Source organism: Microbacterium sp. Ru50 (assembly GCF_002920555.1).
Taxonomy (GTDB): Bacteria; Actinomycetota; Actinomycetes; order Actinomycetales; family Microbacteriaceae; genus Microbacterium; species Microbacterium arborescens.
In genome coordinates, this window is record NZ_PQSV01000001.1 from 305,568 (window position 1) to 319,539 (window position 13,972).

Below are 13,972 nucleotides of genomic sequence, written 5' to 3' on the forward strand. Positions count from 1 at the left end.
AGTCAACGTGGTCTTCATCCATGACACGGAATTGTCGCTGCGCGCGACGGCTGCGCTGGTCAACACGCTCCCTCTCACGAGCGCAGATGCCGCCGACACGCTCACCGACGGAGACGATCTGGATGCCTTCCTCACCGAGTTCGCCTTCACCGGCGCGATCGTGCGCGACGACGCCGAGCTGCAGGCGATGCGCGGCATCCGGTCGCGCCTGCGCGAGCTCTGGGAGCTCGACCGAGACTCTGCCGTCCCCCACGTCAACGCGATGCTGCGAGATGGTCGCGCCCAACCGCAGCTGGTGATCCACGACGGCTACGACTGGCACATCCATGCGACTCCCGACGACGCACCGCTGGCGACGCGCGTACTCGTGGAAGCCGGTATGGCTTTCGTCGACGTCATCCGCGCCGACGCATACGACCGTGTGCGGATCTGCTCCGCCGACGACTGCGCCGCGGTCTACGTCGACTTCTCGAAGAACGGCTCGAAGCGCTACTGCGACACGGGCAACTGCGGCAACCGCATGAACGTCAACGCGTACCGTCGTCGGAAGGCGCGAGAAACCGCTTGATCGCTGCGGCAGCCTCGCGGGGCTTCTCGTAATGGATGAGATGGGCCACACCGTCGATCTCGACGAGTTCGGCCGCAGGGAACAGCTCGCGCAGCCGGCGTTCGGCCTCGATCGGGGTGATGTCGTCCTGAACGGCGGCGATGAGCAACGTCGGCTGCGGGATGCGCGGAGCGAACGCGCGGACGTCGTTGGAGACCGACGTCACGAACGCGTCGCGGAGGACGTCGCGATCGGCGAAGCTCGAGAAGTAGGTGTCGTGCTGCTCGTGGACGAACCGGCGCAGCGTCCGGTCGCGCGTCTTGACCATGGCCAGGCTCATCACTCGGACGATGAGGCGGTTGCGCAGCAGCGCCTCCCCCACTCGCCTCGGGAGGCGCGCCCCGACGTCGTAGTACCAGACGGCGAGTCGCGTGAAGACGCCGCGCGGCCCTTCGAGTGCGGGCGCGCCGATGGGGTTGATGAGAATCAGACGGGGAGCCGGGAGCCCGCCCGCCACCGCGGCGGAGGCGACGATGGAGCCGAATGAGTGGCCGACGACCACCGCGCCGGGAGCGGCCGCGGCCGCGAATTCAGTGAGCCAGTCGGCGTATGTCTCGAGGTCGTGTTCGCGTCCCGGTATCGCGGGTGTCTCTCCGAAGCCCGGCAGGTCGGGCATGATGACGCGCACGTCGCCGAGGTGCGCGACGACGGGCTCGAGCCCGTGGTGCTCCCCCCGGAAGCCGTGCACGGCCAGGAGTGTCTGAGGTGCATCGTCGCGCCCGTAGACCCAGTACGCGGTCGTTCCGCCGAGGACCTCGGTCTCGAGGCGGCGCACGGGGATGCGTGCGAGCAGGGAGTCGTACGGAGAGACGGTCGGCACCCGTCGAGTCTACGGATGCGGCGCGTCGGATCCTGCGTGTCCGACCCGGGCCGTAGCCTCGATTCCGTGGAGCCGGACCGCCCCCTCGTCGTCGCTACGCCCGAACTCGACCTGTGGCCTTGCACGGCACCTGAATGGTGCCAGGTCGTCGGGGTCTTCGATCTCGAGACGACGGGCGTCGACGTCGCGGCGGATCGCATCGTCACAGCGCACGTGGGCGTCCTCGACGCCGACGGCGCGCCCGTGCGGGCCGACAGCTGGCTGGCCGACCCGGGAATCGACATCCCCGATGGTGCGGCGGCGATCCACGGCATCACGACCGAGCACGCTCGCCGACACGGACGGCCCGCGTCAGACGTGATCACGGAGGTCGTCGCGGCTTTGCGCGGCCTGTTCGGCGCCGGCATCCCGGTGGTGGCGTACAACGCGCCGTTCGACTTCTCGATGCTGAAGTACGAGGCCCTGCGCCACGGGATCGATCCGATCCTCTCGCCCTCCCCCGTCATCGACCCGCTCGTCATCGACAAACGGTACGACCGCTACCGCCGCGGGAAGCGCACCCTGTCTGTCGTCGCCGAGCACTACGCCGTCACGCTCACCGGGGCGCACGAGGCTTCCGCAGATGCGATCGCAGCGGGACGCGTCGCGCAGACTCTCGCCGAGCGGTTCGCCGACGGGATGCCGTCGACCGCGGCCGAGCTGCATACCCGCCAGATCGGCTGGGCCCGGGCTCAGGCGCAGAGTCTCACCGAATACTTTGTCAGCATCGGACGGATCGACGCCGACGTCGACGGGTCGTGGCCCATCCGCTGATAGGCAGGCGATCGGAGGCCCGATAGGCGAACGGCTGAGGCCGCCGCGAGGCGGCCCCGACCTGCGAGGCCGCCTCGCGGCGGGTGCGACGAGCCTCAGACCGCGGTCAGCTCCGCCGAGCGCTCGCGGGTGCGGATCGCGCGGTTGACGCATGACACGACGGCCTTGAGGCTCGCCGTCGAGATGTCGCCGTCGATACCGACGCCCCACAGGCGCTGGTCGTCGACCTGCAGCTCGACGTAGGCTGCCGCCTGGGCGTCGCCACCCGAGCTCAGCGTGTGCTCGACGTAGTCGTAGAGCGAGATGTCGAACCCGCGGTCGCGCAACACGGCGAGGAACGCCGCGATCGGGCCGTTGCCGACCCCCGACACTTCGTCGTGCTCGTCGCCGTCGCGAAGCGTCACGTCGAGGCGGACGTCGCCCGACATGTCGCTCTGGGTGCGGGTGCCCAGCAGCTCGAACCGGCCCCACTTGTCGTCGTCGGACGATGCCGGCAGGTACTCGTCGAGGAAGATCGACCAGATCTGCTCGCTCGTGACCTCGCCGCCCTCGGCATCCGTCTTCTCCTGCACGACTCCCGAGAACTCGATCTGCAGCTTCCGCGGCAGATCCAGAGCGTGGTCGGTCTTCAGCAGGTAGGCGACGCCGCCCTTGCCCGACTGCGAGTTCACCCGGATCACGGCCTCGTACGAGCGCCCGAGGTCCTTGGGGTCGACGGGCAGGTAGGGCACCGCCCATTCGATCTCGTCGACCGAGACGCCCTCGGCAGCCGCGCGCGCGGCCATGGCCTCGAACCCCTTCTTGATGGCGTCCTGGTGCGAGCCGCTGAAGGCGGTGAAGACGAGGTCTCCGGCCCAGGGGCTCCGCTCGGGTACGGGCAGCTGGTTGCAGTACTCGACCGTGCGCTTGATGCCGTCGACGTCGCTGAAGTCGATCTGCGGGTCGATGCCCTGCGTGAACAGGTTGATGCCCAGCGCGACGAGGTCGACGTTGCCGGTGCGCTCCCCGTTTCCGAAGAGGCAGCCCTCGATACGGTCGGCGCCGGCCATGTAGCCGAGCTCCGCCGCGGCGATCGCCGTGCCGCGGTCGTTGTGCGGATGCAGCGACAGCACGACGTTCTCGCGATGCGCGAGGTGACGGCTCATCCACTCGATCGAGTCGGCGTAGACGTTCGGCGTGGCCATCTCGACGGTGGCGGGAAGGTTGATGATGACCTTGCGGTCGGGCGTCGGCTCGAAGATCTCGATGACCTGGTTGCAGACGTCGACGGCGAACTCGAGCTCGGTGCCCGTGTAGCTCTCGGGCGAGTACTCGTAATAGACGGCCGTCTCGGGGATGGTCTGCTCGTACTGGCGGCACAGGCGCGCGCCCTCAAGGGCGATGTCGATGATGCCCTGGCGGTCGGTGCGGAAGACGACCTCGCGCTGCAGGATGCTCGTCGAGTTGTACAGGTGGACGATCGCCTGCTTCGCGCCGGCGATCGCTTCGTACGTGCGCTTGATGAGGTGCTCGCGAGCCTGCGTCAGCACCTGGATCGTCACGTCGTCGGGGATCAGGCCGTCGTCGATCAGCTGGCGCACGAAGTCGAAGTCCGTCTGGCTGGCGCTCGGGAACCCGACCTCGATCTCCTTGTAGCCCATCTTCACGAGCAACTCGAACATCACGCGCTTGCGCTCGGGACTCATCGGGTCGATCAGCGCCTGGTTGCCGTCACGCAGGTCGACGGCACACCAGCGCGGCGCGCTCTCGATGCGCTTCGCGGGCCAGGTGCGGTCGGGCAGATCGACGCGGATCTGCTCGTGAAACGGCCGGTACTTGTGAATCGGCATGCCCGAAGGCTTCTGGTTGTTCTCCATGGTCGTCTCGCTCTTCCTCTTCGGGTGTGGCGGGCCAACACGAAGCTCCGCGACGAGAGAGGCCCTAGAACGAGGACTCGTCGCGGCGACTAAGGAGGAGAAGTCGGCCGAAGCGCATGCGCCCAGGTTACACCCGCTCGCCGCCGGCGCGCACACGGGCGTGCCTCGCCTGAGACGAAGGCGACGTGCGCGACACTGTGGGGATATGAGAACTGCGCGCGCGGGCTCGTCCGCCCTCCTGATGTGTGCGATCGCCCTGACGGCGGGCTGCGCCTCGACGCCCGCGGCTGGCCCGACCTCGCTCGACCCGGCGCCCCCGAGCAGCGAGGTCGTGGCTCAGGGGACGGTCCTCGACGATGGCGCCGGCGCCGAGCTCTGTCTCGGAGCGGTCGCGGAGTCGGCACCGCCGCAGTGCTCCGGGATCCCGCTCGAGGGGTGGGACTGGGCGTCGGTGACCGACGCGACCACGATGTCTGGCGCGACGTGGGGCGCCTACGCCGTCCAGGGACGTTACGACGGATCGTCGCTCACGGTGACCGCTTCGGCGGTTCCGCTGGCGCTGTACGACCCCATGCCGCTTCCCGATCCGACGGGCGGTGTGCCCGGCGCCGCGGACGACGCGACGCTGCGAGACGTCGAGCAGAGGGTGCACGACACCCTCGGTGACTCCGTGCTCGCCTCCGGGGCGTACGACGGCCGACTCTGGGTCACGGTGGTCTGGGACGACGGCACCCTGCAGGACGCCGCCGACGCCGAGTTCGGCGCGGACGTCGTCGTGATCCAGTCGGCGATGCGCGAGATCGGTTAGAACCCGAGACGTCCGAGCTGCTTCGGGTCGCGCTGCCACTCCTTCGCGACGCGGACGCGCAGCGAGAGGAAGACCCGCGTTCCCACGAGGGGTTCGATCTGCGCGCGCGCACGCGCGCCGACATCCGCGAGCCGCGACCCCTTGCGACCGATGATGATCGCCTTCTGGCTGTCGCGTTCGACGACGATGTTGGCGTACACGTCGGTCAGGTCGGAGCCCTCGCGCGGCGCCACATCCTCGATCGTGACGGCGATCGAGTGGGGCAGCTCGTCGCGGACGCCTTCGAGCGCGGCTTCGCGGATGATCTCGGCGATGCGGTCTTCCGTCGACTCATCCGTCACCACGTCGTCGGGGTACAGCGCCGGCCCTTCGGGCATCAGCCCGAGCAGCTCGTCGGCGAGCACGTCGAGCTGGTCCTCGGTGACGGCGGAGAGCGGGATGACCGCGGCCCAGTCCTCGCGGAGGCTGTCGACCTCCATGAGGCGCTCCATGATCTCGTCACGGGAGGCCAGATCGGTCTTGGTCACGATGGCGACCTTCTTGGCGCGCGGGTACCCGTCGAGCGAGGCGGCGATACGGCGGTCGCCGGGCCCGACCTTGTCGACGGCGGGTACGAGGAAGCCGATGACATCGACGTCACCGAGCACCTGCTCGACGAGGTCGTTCAGGCGCTGACCGAGAAGGGTCCGGGGCTTGTGGATACCGGGCGTGTCGACGATGACGAGCTGCCCACCGGGCCGGTTCAGGATGCCGCGGATCGCGCGCCGCGTCGTCTGGGGCTTGTCGCTCGTGATCGCGACCTTCTCCCCCACCAGTGCGTTCGTCAGCGTGGACTTCCCGACATTGGGGCGTCCGACGAAGGTCACGAACCCCGACCGGGTCTCTGCTGCGGTCATCTGCTGTCGTCTCCTCTTCGTGCCACGCGGACCTCTCCGGTCCGCGGGGGCGTCGTGTCGTCCGTCTCGTCGGCGGGGGCGCGTTCGACGAAGACGGTCGCGAGGCCCCGCCCGCGTCCGCGCGACACGCCGCCGGTGATGGTGATCCCGTCGACGGTCACGGTCGCGCCCGGCATCGGCACCCGCCCGAGCGTCTTTCCCAGCAGCCCGCCGACGGAGTCGACGTCGTCGTCGTCGAGCTCGATGCCGAACAGCTCGCCGACCTCATCCAGGCCCAGGCGCGCGCTCACGCGGTAGCGGCCGGGCTCGAGCTCGACGACCTCGGCTGCGCCACGGTCGTATTCGTCGGCGATCTCACCCACGAGCTCTTCGATGAGGTCCTCGAGGGTGATGAGACCGGCGACGCCGCCGTATTCGTCGACCACGAGGCACACGTGGACGGCATCCCGCTTCATCTGCTGCAGCAGCGATTCGGCCCGCATCGACTCCGGGACGAAGACCGCGGGGCGAGCGACTCTGCCGACGGGAACATCGCGCCACCCGGTGGCCTCGCCGTAGGAGAACTGCACGAGGTCCTTGAGGTAGACGACCCCCACGATGTCATCGCGCTCGTCGTCGGTGACGGGGACCCGCGACACGCCGCGCTCGAGGAAGAGCGCGAGCGCTTCGTGGGTCGTCGCCGTCTGCGGCACCGTCACCATGTCGGTGCGAGGCACCATCACGGCACGCACGAGTGTGTCGGTGAAGTCGAATACCGAGTGGATGAGGTCGCGATCATCGGCTTCGATGAGGTCCTGCGACACCGCTTCGTCGACCATGCTCAAGAGCTGTTCCTCCGAGGCGAAAGACGTGCCGCGGGCAACCCCCGGCGTCACGCGATTGCCCACGATCACCAGGAGATGCGCGAGAGGGCCGAGCACGATCCGTGCGCCGCGCACGATCGGGGCGCACGCCATGAGGAGGCCCCGGGCGTGCTGACGGCCGACCGATCGCGGACTCGCACCGACCAGGACGAACGACACTGCCGTCATGAGGAGGGCGGCGACGAGGATCGCCCACCACAGGTTCTCGAGCGCCAGCGTCAGCGCGGCGGTGACGAAGACCGCTGCGGTCGACTCGGCGAGGATGCGGATGAACACGACGGCGTTGGCGTGGGCCGTGGTGTCGTCGGCGATGCGGCGGAGGGCCTGCTGTCGTCGGCTCGACTCGGCCCAGTCAGCGAGGTCCGCCCGTGAGGTGACACCCAGCGCGGCGTCGAGAGCGGCCATCAAGCCCCCGAGCGCGACGAGGAACACCGCGCCGAGGACGAGGAGGAAGACGGTCACGCGCGGCGGCGCTCGCTCGCGTGGAAGGCCGAGATCAGCTCGCGCTGAAGTCCGAACATCTCGCGCTCCTCTTCCGGCTCGGCGTGGTCGAATCCCAGCAGATGCAGCAGTCCGTGCGTCGTCAGGAGGATGAGCTCGTCGAGTGTGGTGTGACGCGCGGCCTGCGCCTGCGCCTCGGCGACCTGCGGGCACAGCACGATGTCGCCGAGGAGTCCCGGCGGGGTGGGTGCGTCCTCGGTCCCCGGGCGCAGCTCGTCCATGGGGAAGCTCAGCACGTCGGTGGGTCCGGGCTCGTCCATCCACTGCACGTGCAGAGACTCCATGGCGCCCTCGTCGACGAGGAGGATGGCGAGGTCGGCGTCCGGGCTGACGTTCAGCTGCGCGAGGTTGTGCTCGGTCAGCCGCAGCAGCACGGTCTCGTCGACGGAGACGCCGGATTCGTTGGTGATCTCGATGGTCATGAGCGTCCTCGTTTCGGGAGTCGGTCGCGCGGACCGGCGGGCCGTGTCGCGGTGCGCCGCTCGGCCCGGTTGGCGAACTCACTCGCCTCGTCGCGCTCACGGCGGGCGGCGAGACGCTGCTCGTCGTACTCGCTGTACGCGTCGACGATGCGGCCGACGAGCGTGTGTCGAACGACGTCGTCGCTCGTGAGGGTCGCGAAGTGGATGTCGTCGATGTTCTTCAGAACACGCGTCACGGTTCGGAGCCCCGATGTTCCCTGAGGAAGGTCCACCTGCGTGATGTCGCCGGTGACGACCATGCGCGTACCGAACCCGAGACGCGTGAGGAACATCTTCATCTGCTCGGGGGTGGTGTTCTGGGCCTCGTCGAGCACCACGAACGAGTCGTTCAGGGTGCGTCCGCGCATGTACGCCAGCGGGGCGACCTCGATCGTGCCCGTGGCCATGAGCTTGGGGACCAGCTCGGGATCGAGCATCTCGTTGAGGGCGTCGTAGAGCGGCCGCAGGTAGGGATCGATCTTGTCGGTGAGGGTGCCGGGAAGGAACCCCAGGCGCTCGCCCGCTTCGACGGCGGGACGCGTCAGGATGATGCGATTGACCTCCTTGCGCTGCAGGGCCTGCACCGCCTTGGCCATCGCGAGGTACGTCTTTCCGGTTCCGGCCGGACCGATGCCGAAGACGATCGTGTTCTCGTCGATCGCGTCGACGTAGGCCTTCTGACCGAGGGTCTTGGGGCGGATGACCTTGCCGCGCGAGGACAGAATCGCCTCGCCCAGCACCTCGGAAGGACGGGGCCCCTCATCGCCGCTCCGGCGCTGGAGGATGCGGCTGGACGTCGTGACATCGCTCGGGTCGAGCCCCTGCCCGGCGCGAGCCATGGCGATCAGCTCGTCGACGAGCGATCGGGCCGCGGCGACGGCATCCGCCGTTCCGGTGAGGGTGATCTCGTTGCCGCGAACCAGGACGTCGACGTCGGGGTGCTCCCGCTCGACGACGCGCAGGAGACGGTCTTGGGGTCCGAGCAGCTGGACCATGGCGACACCGTCGGCGAGGATCGTCGCGACGGCGGGTTCGGAAGCATCAGCCACCGAGGCTCCCTTCGGAGAGGCCACCGGCGAGGACGTGGGCGTGAACGTGGAACACGGTCTGTCCCGCTCCGGGGCCGGTGTTGAAGATCAGTCGGAAGTCGCCGTCGGAGTGTTCGGCGGCGACGGCGTTGGCGAGCCCCACGAGTTCGCTGAGGAGGTCGGGATCGCCTGCGGCGAGCTCGACGACCGTGCGGTAGCGCTCGGTCTTGGGGATCACGAGGAGGTGGACGGGCGCCTGCGGTGCGATGTCGCGGATGGCGAACGCGTTCTCTGTCTCCGCGATGACCTCGGAGGGGATCTCGCCGCGGAGGATGCGCGTGAAGACAGACGGTTCGCTCATGCGTTCAGTCTATCGACGGGGCCCGGCGACGGGACGGACGGCTCGGCGTCACCAGCGCCCGAGGGCGACGTTGACGACGCCGAGCGCGGCGGGACCGGCCGTGGAGGTCCGCAGGACCGTGTCGCCCAAGCGCACCGTGAGTGCACCGGCGGCGACGAGCGCGTCGAGCTCATCGGCTGCGATCCCACCCTCCGGACCGACGACGAGAGACACGTCGCCGTCGCTCAGCTCGACATCGCTCAGTCGCCGCGTCGCCGTCGGCTCGAGCACCAGCACCCGCTCGGAACCGCACCGCGCCGCGATGTCGGAGGTCGACACGGGGGCTGCGACGACGGGCAGCCAGGCGCGATGCGCCTGCTTCGCCGCCTCGCGCGCGATGGTCGCCCATCGCTGCACACCGCGCTCGACCTTCGGCCCGTTCCACCGCGAGACGCTTCGACCAGCCTGCCAGGGGATGATCGCATCGATACCCAGCTCGGTGCAGGCCTGCACCGCGAGCTCGTCGCGATCGCCCTTCGCGAGCGCCTGGATCAGCGTCACACGCCGTGCGGGCGCGGGGTGCTCGACGCGAGAGATCACGTCGATGCGCACCAGCTTGGGGTCGGCCGCCGTGACGCTTCCCTCCAGCCAGGCTCCCGCGCCGTCGCCGACGGTCACCGCCTCACCGACCCGCACGCGTCGCACGCCCGCCGCGTGGTGTGCTTCGGCGCCGGTGAGCTCGACGGACTCGCCCGGCCGCGCGATGAGCGGCGGGTCGACGAGGAAGTGCAGAGCCATGGGCTCAGCTGTTCCGGAAGCGATCGCGGAGCTTGGCGAAGAGACCCTGGTGGAACTCGGCGAGCTGCGGAGCCGGAGACTTCGTACGCTTCTTCAGCTCCTCGATGAGCGCCCGTTCCTTCGCGTCGAGGCGCGTCGGGGTGACGACGTGGACGCCGACACGCAGGTCTCCGCGCGTCGAGCCGCGAAGCGGGGTGATCCCGCGACCCTTGATGGTGAGGACATCGCCGGACTGAACGCCCGGACGCAGCTCGAGATCGACGGGACCGTCGAGCGAATCGATCGTCGTCGTGGCGCCCAGGACGGCGTCGGGCATCGACACCTCGAGCGTGGCGAGCAGGTCGTCGCCCTCGCGGCTGAACACGTCGTGCGGAGCGACCGTGACCTCGAGGTAGAGGTCGCCGTTGGGGCCGCCGGCCGGGCCGACCTCGCCGGATCCGGGAAGCTGCAGGCGCAGTCCCGTCTCGACGCCGGCGGGGATGTCGAGGGAGACGGTCCGGCGAGCCCGGACGCGTCCCTGCCCCTGGCAGGTCGTGCACGGGTAAGGGATCGTCGTGCCGTAGCCCTGGCAGACGTTGCAGGGCTGCGACGTCACGACGTTGCCCAGGAGGCTGCGCACGGTGCGCTGCACGTTGCCCGCGCCGTGGCAGACGTCGCAGGTCACCGGCTGCGTTCCGGGCTGACAGCACGAGCCCTGGCACGTGTCGCAGAGCACCGCGGTGTCGACCTCGATGTCGCGATGCACGCCGAACACGACGTCGCCCAGCTCGAGCGTGACCCGGACGAGGGCGTCCTGCCCGCGTTCGCGTCGGGAGCGCGGGCGCCCGGCACGACCACCGCCTCCGGCGCCGCCGCCGAAGAAGGTCTCGAAGATGTCGCTGAATCCGCCGAAGCCCGCGGCTCCGCCGAAGCCCCCGGCGGAGTCGCCGCCCATGTCGTAGCGCTGACGCTGTTCGGGGTCGCTGAGGACGTCGTAAGCGTGTGTGACGAGCTTGAACCGCTCGGACGCATCCTCGCCCGGGTTCACGTCGGGGTGCAGTTCTCGTGCCAGGCGTCGGTACGCCTTCTTGATCTCGTCGGGCGACGCGTCGCGCGCGACGCCCAGGACCTCGTAGTGGTCAGCCACGGATCGCCTTTCCGCCCGGAGGGGCGTGGGTGGGTGGGGGTCAGCGGGACTTCTCGTCTTCGTCGAGGAGCCGGCTGAGGTAATGCGCGACGGCGCGGACCGTCGCGAGGTTCGTCGGGTAGTCCATACGGGTGGGGCCCATGAGCCCGACCCGGGCGCGCGAGCCCGGGACGTCGTAGTCGCTCGTGACGACCGACGCCTCGGACAGCCCGTACGGCTCGTTCTCGCGGCCGATACGGGCTGCGACGCCACGGTCGTCGGCGACCATCTCGCCCATGAGCCGGAGCAGAGTCACCTGCTCCTCGATGGCCTCGAGGAGCGGGTAGATGCTTCCGCGGAAGTCGGCCTCGCGGCGGGCGAGGGTGGCCGTTCCAGCCATCACGAGCCGGTCCTGGCGGAACGTCTCGAGCTCTTCGACGAGGATCCGAGCGATCTCCCGCACCGCGTCGCCGATCGGATCGCCGACCGAGTCACCCTCCGCGAGCGCCGAGACGGCGGTGACCGCATCGCGAACGGCCGCGCCGGTGACGGCCGCGCGCAGCGTCGCCTTGGCCACGGCGAACTGCCCTTCATCGAGCACGGTCCGCACGACTCCCACGCGCTGCGAGACGCGGCCGGTATCGGTCACGACGATGACGACGAGACGTCCGCCGCCGAGGTCGACCAGCTCGAGGTGCGACACCTGGGCGCGGGCGAACGACGGATACTGCACCATCGCGACCTGGCCGGTCAGCTGAGTGAGAGCGCGCACCGTGCGGACGAGAAGGTCGTCGAGGTCGGTCGGGCCGTCGAGGAAGGTCGTGATCGCCGCGCGCTGGGCCGCGCTCAGAGGACGCAGCCCCGCCAGGTGATCGACGAAGACGCGGTATCCCTTGTCGGTCGGGACGCGTCCGGATGACGTGTGGGGCGCTGCGATGAGCTCCTCGTCCTCGAGGAGCGCCATGTCGTTGCGGATCGTCGCGGCCGAGACGCCGAAGGCGTGGCGTTCGACGATCGACTTGCTTCCCACGGGCTCGCGGGTGTCGACATAGTCCTGCACGATCGCCCGCAGCACCTGCAGTCCGCGCTCTGAGACCATGTCCGTCACCTCCTGTTTGGCACTCGATGTCTGCGAGTGCCAATTCTACCGCGTGGGCGACGCAGGGCGTCTCTTCGCGATCACTCCGTGAGCGCGCGCACGACCGCATCGGCCATGAGGCGTCCGCGCCGGGTGAGGACGACGCGACCGCGTACGGCTGCGGCGCCTTCGATGAGACCGTCGGCGATGAGGGAGGCCACGGACGGGCGTGCGTCGGCGTCCAGATCGTCGATCGCGAGTCCGTCGACGATCCGCGAACGCAGGAGCACGGACTCCAGACGACGGGCATCGGCATCGGGGCGCTCGCGTCCGGCCGCGGGTGAATCGCCTGCTGCAAGACGCTGGGCGTATGCGGCCGGGTGCTTGACGTTCCACCATCGCAGGCCCGCGAGGTGGCTGTGGGCGCCCGGTCCGTATCCCCACCAGTCGGTTCCCCGCCAGTAGGCGAGATTGTGGCGCGAGCGCTGGTCGGCCGACCGGGCCCAGTTCGAGACCTCGTACCAGGAGAAGCCGGCGACGGCGAGTCGGTCATCGGCCAGTTCGTACATGTCGGCCTGCAGGTCGTCGTCGGGCGCGGCCACCTCGCCGCGGCGGATCTGCCGCTCGAGACGGGTGCCCTCCTCGATGATCAGCGCGTAGGCGGACACATGGTCGGGCTCGAGCGCTACCGCGGTGTCGACCGAGCGCCGCCAGTCGTCGAGGCTCTCCCCCGGCGCACCGTAGATCAGGTCGACCGAGACGTCGAGTCCGGCTCCCCGCGCGGCGGCGACAGCGGTGGACACGTTCGCGGGGTCATGCGTGCGATCGAGCGCGGCCAGCACGTGCGGTACGGCGGACTGCATGCCGATCGACAGGCGCGTCACACCGGCCGCGGCCAACTCGTCGGCGACCCGCGCGCTCATCGTGTCCGGGTTGGCCTCGACGGTGACCTCCGCCCCGGCGGCGATGCCGAAGGTGTCACGTACTCCCCGCAGCATCCGCGCGAGGTCGCCGGCGGGAAGCAGCGTGGGGGTGCCGCCGCCGAAGAACACCGTCTGCGCCGGACGGCGGGGGCCGCGCTCGTCGATCACGGACGCCGACAGCGCGATCTCGCGCAGCACCTCGTCGGCGTACGCGTCCTGCCGCGCGCCCCGCAGCTCGGTGGCCGTGTAGGTGTTGAAGTCGCAGTATCCGCACCGGACCCGGCAGAAGGGGACGTGCAGGTAGACCCCGAAGGGCACGTCGGGGTCGATGACGAGGTCGTCCGGCAGGGTGCCGCCGGCCGGCACCGGATCACCGATCGGCAGTGCCGCCCCCATCAGGCGCCGGGCGTCGCGTACAGCGGCGAGATCGCGCGGAGATATCCCTGGAAAAGCAGCCGGCGCCGACGGCGGACGAGCCCCTTCAGCATGCGGTAGGCCAAGGCGGTCGGGCGGTCGAACGCTCGCACGACGAACCAGACCTCGTCGTTGTCGCGCCACTCCAGGAGGAACGACTCCTCGCCGCTGACGACGGAACCGCCGACGGTTCCGAGGGCGAACGCCACCCGGCGCGGCTCTTCGTCGACGAAGATCACGCGCAGTTCGGCATCCGCGCTCTGGCCCGCGACCCGGCCGTGGACCTGGAGCGTGGTTCCGGCTCCGACGTACGGGGTGCCGTCCGCGGCGAAGCGCTGCTCGTGCTCCATGCTGCTGGGAGCGACGGCGTTGCCCTGATCGTCGAATGCGACGCCGGTGTACATCGGTCCCGAGGCGGGCCGCACGTCGGCCACGCGCAGACCCGCCCCGCGGAGCGCGGCCCACGACATGAGAAGGTCGGCGGCGGTGTCGAAGCGTGCCTGCCCGCTGCCGATCCGCCAGGCGTCTTCGGCCGGGATGCTGTGCTCCGGCGGATACGCCATGAGGTCGTGGGCGCGCGTGGCACCGACCGCCGCGTAGTCGACGGTTTCGTCTCGGAAGGTCCCGCGTCGCTGATGCATGGGTCTCCTCGTTGCTCCCG

The 13,972-nt window shown here is 69.7% G+C and carries 15 protein-coding genes; 3 read left to right on the plus strand and 12 right to left on the minus strand.

From position 1 onward, the window contains the following. Positions 1–7 precede the first annotated feature (7 nt). A complete protein-coding gene (locus C3481_RS01350; RefSeq protein WP_071918095.1) occupies positions 8–568 on the plus strand; it encodes a CGNR zinc finger domain-containing protein in 561 nt (186 codons plus the stop codon). Here C3481_RS01350 and C3481_RS01355 read toward each other — a convergent pair. Continuing rightward, positions 528–1,427, minus strand: coding sequence for an alpha/beta fold hydrolase (locus C3481_RS01355; RefSeq protein WP_103840505.1), 900 nt, complete (start codon positions 1,425–1,427; stop codon positions 528–530). The genes C3481_RS01350 and C3481_RS01355 overlap by 41 nt on opposite strands. Positions 1,428–1,538: 111 nt before the next feature. On the opposite strand from C3481_RS01355, the gene C3481_RS01360 reads away from it, so the two are divergent. After that, positions 1,539–2,240 carry a 3'-5' exonuclease gene (locus C3481_RS01360; protein WP_258039080.1) on the plus strand — a complete coding sequence of 234 codons (702 nt, stop codon included), beginning with the start codon at positions 1,539–1,541 and terminating at the stop codon, positions 2,238–2,240. 95 nt (positions 2,241–2,335) lie between these two features. Here C3481_RS01360 and leuA read toward each other — a convergent pair whose 3' ends face one another. After that, on the minus strand, positions 2,336–4,096 hold the full coding sequence (leuA, locus tag C3481_RS01365; RefSeq protein WP_103840509.1) for a 2-isopropylmalate synthase: 1,761 nt from the start codon (positions 4,094–4,096) through the stop codon (positions 2,336–2,338). A gap of 205 nt (positions 4,097–4,301) precedes the next feature. Between leuA and C3481_RS01370 the strand changes: the two genes are divergently transcribed. After that, entirely contained in the window at positions 4,302–4,904 is a 603-nt protein-coding gene (locus tag C3481_RS01370; RefSeq protein ID WP_071918097.1) for a hypothetical protein, read from the plus strand. Here C3481_RS01370 and era read toward each other — a convergent pair. The 10 genes from era to C3481_RS01420 all read right to left on the minus strand — a co-directional run bounded on the left by era (position 4,901) and on the right by C3481_RS01420 (position 13,952). Then, positions 4,901–5,800: a GTPase Era gene (gene era, locus C3481_RS01375; protein WP_023950732.1), complete on the minus strand. Its 900-nt coding sequence runs from the start codon at positions 5,798–5,800 to the stop codon at positions 4,901–4,903. The genes C3481_RS01370 and era overlap by 4 nt on opposite strands. Then, a complete protein-coding gene (locus tag C3481_RS01380; protein WP_023950733.1) occupies positions 5,797–7,125 on the minus strand; it encodes a hemolysin family protein in 1,329 nt (442 codons plus the stop codon). The genes era and C3481_RS01380 overlap by 4 nt, the downstream gene beginning before the upstream one ends. Continuing rightward, a complete protein-coding gene (ybeY, locus tag C3481_RS01385) occupies positions 7,122–7,586 on the minus strand; it encodes an rRNA maturation RNase YbeY (RefSeq protein ID WP_023950734.1) in 465 nt (154 codons plus the stop codon). The genes C3481_RS01380 and ybeY overlap by 4 nt, the downstream gene beginning before the upstream one ends. After that, on the minus strand, positions 7,583–8,620 hold the full coding sequence (locus C3481_RS01390) for a PhoH family protein (RefSeq protein WP_233494928.1): 1,038 nt from the start codon (positions 8,618–8,620) through the stop codon (positions 7,583–7,585). Before C3481_RS01390 ends, ybeY begins: the two co-directional genes overlap by 4 nt. Positions 8,621–8,666: 46 nt before the next feature. Continuing rightward, positions 8,667–9,014: an HIT domain-containing protein gene (locus C3481_RS01395; protein ID WP_071918099.1), complete on the minus strand. Its 348-nt coding sequence runs from the start codon at positions 9,012–9,014 to the stop codon at positions 8,667–8,669. Between the two features lie 48 nt (positions 9,015–9,062). Then, positions 9,063–9,791, minus strand: a complete 729-nt coding sequence (locus C3481_RS01400; protein ID WP_064956571.1) for a 16S rRNA (uracil(1498)-N(3))-methyltransferase — start codon at positions 9,789–9,791, stop codon at positions 9,063–9,065. 4 nt (positions 9,792–9,795) lie between these two features. After that, the gene (gene dnaJ, locus C3481_RS01405) at positions 9,796–10,917 is read right to left on the minus strand and encodes a molecular chaperone DnaJ (protein ID WP_064956572.1); all 1,122 of its coding nucleotides are present in this window, start codon (positions 10,915–10,917) and stop codon (positions 9,796–9,798) included. A gap of 40 nt (positions 10,918–10,957) precedes the next feature. Next, complete coding sequence (gene hrcA, locus C3481_RS01410) at positions 10,958–11,995, minus strand: heat-inducible transcriptional repressor HrcA (RefSeq protein ID WP_023950742.1); 1,038 nt, start codon at positions 11,993–11,995, stop codon at positions 10,958–10,960. A gap of 80 nt (positions 11,996–12,075) precedes the next feature. Further along, a complete protein-coding gene (gene hemW, locus C3481_RS01415; protein ID WP_023950744.1) occupies positions 12,076–13,293 on the minus strand; it encodes a radical SAM family heme chaperone HemW in 1,218 nt (405 codons plus the stop codon). After that, entirely contained in the window at positions 13,293–13,952 is a 660-nt protein-coding gene (locus tag C3481_RS01420) for a DUF1990 family protein (RefSeq protein WP_023950746.1), read from the minus strand. The genes hemW and C3481_RS01420 overlap by 1 nt, the downstream gene beginning before the upstream one ends. Positions 13,953–13,972: the final 20 nt, after the last annotated feature.

Coding starts and splice junctions, on each gene's coding strand:
- leuA (WP_103840509.1), bottom strand. CDS start 4,096: ATGGAGAACAACCAGAAGCCTTCGGGCATGCCGATTCACAAGTACCGG.
- C3481_RS01370 (WP_071918097.1), top strand. CDS start 4,302: ATGAGAACTGCGCGCGCGGGCTCGTCCGCCCTCCTGATGTGTGCGATC.
- era (WP_023950732.1), bottom strand. CDS start 5,800: ATGACCGCAGCAGAGACCCGGTCGGGGTTCGTGACCTTCGTCGGACGC.
- ybeY (WP_023950734.1), bottom strand. CDS start 7,586: ATGACCATCGAGATCACCAACGAATCCGGCGTCTCCGTCGACGAGACC.
- C3481_RS01390 (WP_233494928.1), bottom strand. CDS start 8,620: ATGGTCCAGCTGCTCGGACCCCAAGACCGTCTCCTGCGCGTCGTCGAG.
- C3481_RS01395 (WP_071918099.1), bottom strand. CDS start 9,014: ATGAGCGAACCGTCTGTCTTCACGCGCATCCTCCGCGGCGAGATCCCC.
- C3481_RS01400 (WP_064956571.1), bottom strand. CDS start 9,791: ATGGCTCTGCACTTCCTCGTCGACCCGCCGCTCATCGCGCGGCCGGGC.
- hrcA (WP_023950742.1), bottom strand. CDS start 11,995: ATGGTCTCAGAGCGCGGACTGCAGGTGCTGCGGGCGATCGTGCAGGAC.
- hemW (WP_023950744.1), bottom strand. CDS start 13,293: ATGGGGGCGGCACTGCCGATCGGTGATCCGGTGCCGGCCGGCGGCACC.
- C3481_RS01420 (WP_023950746.1), bottom strand. CDS start 13,952: ATGCATCAGCGACGCGGGACCTTCCGAGACGAAACCGTCGACTACGCG.